Source organism: uncultured Gimesia sp., assembly GCF_937910335.1.
Lineage (GTDB): Bacteria > Planctomycetota > Planctomycetia > Planctomycetales > Planctomycetaceae > Gimesia.
In genome coordinates this window covers 1-7,163 of sequence record NZ_CALEMX010000042.1, presented here as the reverse complement: position 1 = coordinate 7,163, position 7,163 = coordinate 1, and the positions used below count along the sequence as shown (strand labels likewise).

Here is a 7,163-nt window from a genome sequence, read left to right as displayed (position 1 = left end):
GTTCAAATCAGGTAAGATCGACAATGTAAGTATTACTCTTTTCGGGACTCATGACTACATTTCAGATATTTCCGAAGTCGATTCTTCATTATTTCAGATACGATCTCGATTTTCACGGCTCAGTGACATCTTTTTAGCAGATTTTCAGTTGGAAAAAGATAATTTATCCACTTTTCAGTTCCATCATACAACCTCTGTCGATACCTAATTTGAGAACTGATATTTCCTGTTTACGACAGATTTTGCCGAAGTTTGGCGCGTGAAATGCTAAATATTCGATTATACTGATACATACCAAAAGCATCTGAGGAACTTGTCACAATTGAGACTCATCCTAATAATGATTGATATACTATATATCAGAGAGGGTTATTAGAGAGTTGTATTACAAAAGAAGTTCGCTCTACCTTTAAAGCTTGATGGATTTCGTATTAGGGAAGGCAGGGAAAAAACACCCTCTGCTCATTATAAAGTGATTCTGTTCAATATAACTCTGAGAAATCTTTCTGGAACCCAAAAGCTACTCAAGGAACTCTTTGAAGGATCTATTCTTGAGTGGGTTTTGGCTGTGATCACTGTCAGTTTTTTGATTTGGTTGATCGTAAGGGTCGTAGGACATTTTCGGGAAAATGAGGATCGTCATGTTGACACAAGTGAATTACTTCTTCAATTCTCAGAAATGCGTCGAGAAGGTGACCTCACCGACGATGAATTCCGATCCATCAAGAAACGACTTGTTGATCCGACCGATAAGGGTTTGGAAAAAGAAGAAAATACTGATCAAACTGAAAAATCTGATTAGAGAATTCGGGCAATATTGTACCAGCTCATCTCCCATCATTTTTGATCATCATAATGACATACTGATTGCCTCTTGAAATTATTTCATTTTAGATTTCATCATTAGATCTAATTTTTAAGTTATTTACCTATCGAGTGATTTGCAGGGAGGCAATATCAAAACTCACTGGACGTTGAACGCCACAATTTAGTTGACACCGTTGAAGGGAAGCTATGCCCACCGGACGAGATATCACTTCTGGAAAACGTAATCCTTCTGGAAAAAAAAATGCAAACTGTTCTTTCTGTAGAAAAAGTTATCGCGAAGTCGGGCCTCTAGTAGAGGGTCCTGACAATGCATATATCTGCGGAGAATGTATAGAAGTCTGCCAATCAATATTGGAACAAGAACATCGACGCAGAGGGACCTCGAAGAAGTTATTTAAAAATGTTCCTACACCACGAGAGATTGTAACCCACCTGAATGATTACGTTATTGGTCAGGAACGTGCCAAAAAAGTCATGGCGGTTGCCGTTCACAATCATTACAAAAGACTGATGCATGCCGAAGAAGAAGAATCGGATGTTGAACTTGATAAATCTAACATTCTGCTGATCGGACCAACTGGATCCGGTAAAACGTTACTTGCCAAAAGTCTAGCGCGTTATCTGCAGGTTCCCTTTGCGATTGGTGATGCAACGACCCTGACAGAAGCAGGCTACGTAGGCGAGGATGTAGAAAACCTCTTATTGAAATTATTGCATGCCGCCGACTTTGATGTGGAAGCTGCACAAAGAGGAATTCTCTTTATTGACGAGATTGATAAGATTGGAAAAACCAGCCAGAATGTCTCGATTACTCGCGACGTTTCAGGCGAAGGAGTCCAGCAGGCATTGCTCAAGATGCTGGAAGGAACTGTTGCCAATGTTCCTCCTCAGGGAGGTCGAAAACATCCAGAGCAACAATATATTCAGTTAGACACAACGAATATCCTGTTTATCTGTGGCGGCACATTCGTAGGTCTTGATGACATCGTCGGTAATCGTCTCGGTCGCAAAACGATCGGCTTTGGACAATCTACCAGCCAAAAGAAAGAGCAGGAACGGTCTAAAAACGAATTACTTGCTCAGGCCTCTGTTGATGATGTTTTAGAGTTTGGCTTAATTCCGGAATTACTCGGGCGACTTCCCGTATTGTCCTCGTTATCTCAACTTGAAGAAGATGATTTGGTTCGGGTATTGACTGAGCCCAAGAACTCCCTTGTCCGGCAGTTTCAAAAATTCTTTGAAATGGAAAATGCCAAACTGGAATTTACTGACGAAGCGTTGCATGAAATTGCCTGTATTGCTCAAAAGAAAAATACAGGTGCGCGTGGATTACGAAGCGTCATTGAACAGGCAATGTTTGACATCATGTATGAACTTCCCGAACAGGAAGCCGGTAAAAAATATGTACTTACACCTGAAGTCATCCGGGGAACTGAACAATTACTACCCACCGACGATTCCGCAGCCGCATAGACTTGCTTCGATCTAACTTACATGATCGAGCTTAGTTGATCTAATTCCCCGCCGAAGTCTCACTTCGGCGGGTTTTCTTGTATGTGATTGAGTCATGAAAATTCAACTAAGTATTCAAAGCCCTTCTCAAAGTTCAAAACCCCTAACGCTCACTCAAACTACATTGGTCGGCAGGGGCTCTGATTGTGATTTAAAGCTGAAGTCTGAACTGGTCAGCCGCCATCACTGTAAAATATTCCTGACCGATTCTGTTGCCATCGTTCATGATCTGGGAAGTTCAAACGGCACCTTTATAGACGGACAAAAGTTAACACCCAAACGAGACACAAAACTGGCTACCGGTTGCCTGCTGTCCATCGCAGACGTCAATTTTCGTATCGACTATGATAATCAAGAGATTCTTGATCCTGGATCAACTATTTTCTTAAAGGGTATTGAAGATATTCTGCCGACGAATTCTCATATTCGAACTCCCGATAAAGCGGTAGAAATCAAGCTTCCCGAAGAATCTGCTCAGTCTAAAACTCCGGAAAAGCCTGAAAAGCACAAAGCGAGCGAAACTGTCACAATCGAAGAATATATTCCTGATCATAATAACAAACAAAATAACAGGACAGTTGAATATCCAGAAATTGAGTTAGATGATAAAATGGAGGAGAAGTAATTTCCGCTTGACTATTTTCAGGATACGATCATGTCAGATAATGATGTCCAACTACTTTTAAAATTGAGCAAACAATTACTCGATTCCATTGATCACAAAGACTGGAATACCTACACAGCTCTGTGTGATGAAGAATTGACTGCATTTGAGCCCGAAGCCCAGGGACACCTGATTACAGGAATGGATTTCCATCGTTTTTATTTTGAGATGAATCCAACCGGACGTCCTCGACAATCTACCATCAGTTCTCCCATGGTTTCCATTATGGACGACGTCGCATTGGTTACCTATGTTCGAATCGTCCAGTCAATAGATGAACATGGACATGATTCAAGTGCATCGTGTGAAGAAACACGACTCTGGCAAAAACAGGATGGTGAATGGCAACATGTGCATTTCCACCGTTCTGTTATCTAAACAAATCTTTATGAATTGCTCTCAAATATGACTGAAACAGGTACGTCACCGCAGATCGTCATTCTCTGCTCAGACATCTTTTTTTTGAGCAAAATCACAGGAGTCGCCACTCAACTGGGGCTTTCATTCAGTACCGCGAATTCCTGTAAACAAGCATTGGAATATCTGACCAATGAATCGAGACAGTTAATTCTAATCGATTTGAATCTTCCCCATCTGGATTGGGAACTGCTAGATTCGATACTTAACTCTGAGTCCCCTCTGGTGAGCATTGCATTCGGGCCGCATGTGGATACAGAACAATTTAAAAAAGCAAAAACAGCAGGATGCTCTCAGATACTTCCGCGCAGTCAATTTTCAGCACAGCTTCCACAGCTACTGCAGGCGGCTCTCGAAAGAGAACCGTAAACTGTTCATGCCAACCGAAACTTTTTTAAGAGTTCCCGATAGGCATTCTCACCATGCCTGAGATCCACGACTGCACTAATCCGGGTTTCACTGGTGTTAATCATTTGAATATTGATATTCGATTGGGCAAGCGTGGAAAACATTGACTGGCCAACACCCGTATGACTGCGAAGCCCAATTCCGACGACCGAGAGCTTCGCAATTTCCGCTTCATGACTCAACTCGGCATCTCCCCATTCTGACAGTAGAGGTTCGACCAATTCCAGACTTTTAACCAATGAACTTCTTGGCACAGTAAAAGAAATGTGGGCCTGCTCTTCTTCTCCCATATTTTGCACAATCATATCAACAGACACACCACCCTCGGCAACCACTGAGAACAACCGCGAGCAGATTCCCGGGTTATCTGGCAGATTTCTGACCGTGACTCGAGACTGACTCTGATCCAGTAATACTTCACTCACAACAATGTCTTCCATATTCGATAACTGATCAATGATTTCCTGCTCTAACTCGTTTTGCTTCAGCACCGAACTTTCTGATTGTTCTCCTTCCGAGATAGTCTCATTCGTAGCAAAGCAATAACTGGGAAGACAATCCAGTTCGAAGCCTTTATGAATGACTCGGACTGCTTCTTCACATTGATTGCGATCAACGAGAACTGTCGTCTTGATTTCGCTGGTAGTAATCATACCTACATTGATATTCGCTTCAGACAAAATGGAAAACATCCGACTGGCCACACCGTGTTGATGACGCATTCCGCTACCGACGATTGAGACTTTGGAAAGGTTGGTTCCGTGTTGAATCTTTCCTGAACCGATAGCATCAATGGCTTCTCCGGCAGCAGTCAGTGTTTCAGCCAGATCTGATTCAGGAACTGTAAAGGAAACACGAGCGACGCCTCCTGTTCCCACATCCTGCACAATCATATCAAGACAAATTTTTCTTTCCGCCATGCAAGTAAAAATACTTCCCATCACACCAGGCTCGTCCGGAATGTCAGACAGGCTGACTCTGACTTCATCTCGAACAAAAGCGACACCTGTTACTACGGGTGCTTCTTCTAATGGTTGAACAGCAATGAGGGTCCCGGGGGCATCCGAAAATGAAGGACGCACTTTCAATGGTACTTTGTATTTTTTTGCAAATTCAATGGAGCGAGAATGCATTACACCAGCCCCCAGGCTTGCCAGTTCGAGCATTTCGTCGTAAGAAATGCTATCAATTTTATGCGCATCAGACACAATACGTGGGTCGCTGGTAAAGACTCCTTCCACATCGGTATAAATTTCACACATATCCGCATCTAACACAGCCGCCAATGCTGTCGCGGTCGTGTCACTTCCGCCTCGTCCCAGAGTAGTAATATTCCAATCCTTGTCTCTACCTTGAAAGCCGGCCGCAATGACGATCTTTCCCTCATTCAAAGCGGTGCGCATTCTTTCCGTTGAAATCGAGATAATTCGTGCTTTCATATGAGAAGAATCAGTGACGACGCCGATCTGAGATCCGGTCAAACTAATAGCCTCTTCCCCCAGTTGGTGAATTGCCATCGCCATCAATGCGACCGATTCTTGCTCTCCTGTAGAAAGTAGCATATCCATCTCACGGGGAGTCGGGTCGTCTGAAATTTCAGCTGCAAGCCTGACAAGTTCGTCAGTTTTTTTACCGCGTGCACTGACTACCATCACGACCTGATGTCCTGCTTGATGCATTTCAGTGGCACGTCTCGCTGCAGCCTGAATTTTACTAGTATCGGCTACACTCGTTCCACCAAATTTTTGGACAATCAGTGACACGTCTCTTCTCCGTTTCTACTCGCTCATCTGTTATTTTATGTTTTGGAATGAAAATACTTACAGAGGCAAACATTCCACTGCACGCATTGCTCCCTGTAATGAAACAGGAACTCTGAAAGGTAACAAATCGGCTCATTTACGTGAATCTTCAGACTTTTCAGATTCTGTAAAACTTGGAAAACCAGTCTAAAAGGTAATAGTTTACCGATAGATGACACACTGCCTTGGCTTATGTACTATCCACTGGAGCGGACAGTGAACACTAAGACATGTTTTCAGTTTATCAATTTTGTGACCTCAACAGCGACATCCCGGGCTGCTTGAGGAAGTGAGATTTTAATCATGGACTGTCGCATTTTGTCCCGTTGATCACAATCCGTCAGTAAAGTGAGAACCACATCTCCAAGTAGTTTTGCCGTGGAAGTAATCTCATGGGACTGTTCTACCAGAACCGCAGCACCGCTGTCCTCAAAAAAACGAGCGTTAAGAAGTTGGTGATCTCCGATGGAATCGGGAAAAGGAATCAGTACCGTCGGACATCCAACACAGGCTAACTCTGCCAACGTTGTAGCACCAGCACGGGAAATGATCAGACCCGCTTGGGAGTACCACTCTGACAGATTCTCTATAAAAGGTTGAACCGTTACCTGGAGTTCAGGATAGGTCTCTTTCAACTGTTGGTAAGCATTTTCAACGTTCCTGTAATCTTGCGTTCCTGCTTGATGTACCAGATGCAACTTGCAGAGTAATACGTCAGAACATTGTTTCAACATGGAAACAACAGCGTCATTAACGGCAGTCGCTCCCTGGCTTCCCCCCAGAACCAGAATTAAGGTTCTGTCTAATTTATTGATGATTGTTTCGTTTGATGAAGCCGACTTCAATATTTTTTTTCTGACAGGATTACCAGTAAAGACGATCCGAGGCTGATCCGTTTTTGTGTTATCAGCACTTTTAAATGATGTCTCTGCAAAAGAAGTGCAGACCAGATTTGAACGAGAAAACAAAAACTGATTGGCTCTTCCTGCAATAATATTTTGCTCAAGCAAAACAACTGGAATTTTAAGCCTTGAGGCAGCAAAGACCACAGGAACGCTGGCAAAACCTCCCAAGCCGATCACAACCGCTGGCTTTTCTTTTCGTAAGAAACGACGTGCCTGTAAAAAGGCACGGCTGTTATTCCAGAGAAATCGAACGGGGGTCCGTTTGAGATCACTGGTTGAGGAGCTTGGTAAGCGAAGGTGCTGATATCCGGCAGATTCAATAATTTTCTGTTCAACGGTTCGATTCGAGCCAACGAAAAAAAACCGGAATGCACTTTGAGAATCCAACTGTTCCGCGACTGCGATTCCCGGAAGCAGGTGACCTCCGGTTCCACCACCAGCAAAGATGATTGTTTTTTTATCCGAAATGGTTTCGGTCATAGTCCAGAGTGATCACGAAAAGAGAGTTTGATAAATTTAAACAGCCACTAACTGTTCCAGCATAAAGGATCTACGCTCAAATTCCCAGTTAACCATCTTCATCTTCATCTTCATCTTCATCTTCATCTTCATCTTCATCTTCATCTT

At 43.2% G+C, this 7,163-nt stretch carries 7 protein-coding genes; 5 read left to right on the top strand and 2 right to left on the bottom strand.

The features are described 5' to 3' along the window. From Q0668_RS01785 to Q0668_RS01765, 5 genes are all read left to right on the top strand, one after another. Positions 1–208, top strand: a 208-nt coding sequence (locus tag Q0668_RS01785; RefSeq protein ID WP_298859342.1) for a hypothetical protein, incomplete at its 5' end; no start/stop codon positions are given. 806 nt (positions 209–1,014) lie between these two features. Then, positions 1,015–2,301, top strand: coding sequence for an ATP-dependent Clp protease ATP-binding subunit ClpX (clpX, locus tag Q0668_RS01780; RefSeq protein ID WP_298859339.1), 1,287 nt, complete (start codon positions 1,015–1,017; stop codon positions 2,299–2,301). A gap of 94 nt (positions 2,302–2,395) precedes the next feature. Further along, positions 2,396–2,965 (top strand): FHA domain-containing protein, encoded by a 570-nt coding sequence (locus Q0668_RS01775; RefSeq protein WP_298859337.1) that lies wholly within the window; start codon positions 2,396–2,398, stop codon positions 2,963–2,965. Positions 2,966–2,995: 30 nt separating this feature from the next. Continuing rightward, on the top strand, positions 2,996–3,382 hold the full coding sequence (locus Q0668_RS01770; RefSeq protein ID WP_298859335.1) for a DUF4440 domain-containing protein: 387 nt from the start codon (positions 2,996–2,998) through the stop codon (positions 3,380–3,382). 84 nt (positions 3,383–3,466) lie between these two features. Next, positions 3,467–3,790, top strand: a complete 324-nt coding sequence (locus Q0668_RS01765; protein WP_298859333.1) for a response regulator — start codon at positions 3,467–3,469, stop codon at positions 3,788–3,790. Positions 3,791–3,795: 5 nt separating this feature from the next. Here Q0668_RS01765 and Q0668_RS01760 read toward each other — a convergent pair whose 3' ends face one another. Next, on the bottom strand, positions 3,796–5,592 hold the full coding sequence (locus tag Q0668_RS01760; RefSeq protein WP_298859331.1) for an aspartate kinase: 1,797 nt from the start codon (positions 5,590–5,592) through the stop codon (positions 3,796–3,798). Positions 5,593–5,867: 275 nt separating this feature from the next. Further along, positions 5,868–7,016 carry an undecaprenyldiphospho-muramoylpentapeptide beta-N-acetylglucosaminyltransferase gene (murG, locus tag Q0668_RS01755; RefSeq protein ID WP_298859329.1) on the bottom strand — a complete coding sequence of 383 codons (1,149 nt, stop codon included), beginning with the start codon at positions 7,014–7,016 and terminating at the stop codon, positions 5,868–5,870. Positions 7,017–7,163 lie beyond the last annotated feature (147 nt).

Excerpts from the sequence above, each read along its gene's own strand:
- Q0668_RS01770 (WP_298859335.1), top strand. The coding sequence starts at position 2,996 with ATGTCAGATAATGATGTCCAACTACTTTTAAAATTGAGCAAACAATTA.
- clpX (WP_298859339.1), top strand. The coding sequence starts at position 1,015 with ATGCCCACCGGACGAGATATCACTTCTGGAAAACGTAATCCTTCTGGA.
- Q0668_RS01775 (WP_298859337.1), top strand. The coding sequence starts at position 2,396 with ATGAAAATTCAACTAAGTATTCAAAGCCCTTCTCAAAGTTCAAAACCC.
- murG (WP_298859329.1), bottom strand. The coding sequence starts at position 7,016 with ATGACCGAAACCATTTCGGATAAAAAAACAATCATCTTTGCTGGTGGT.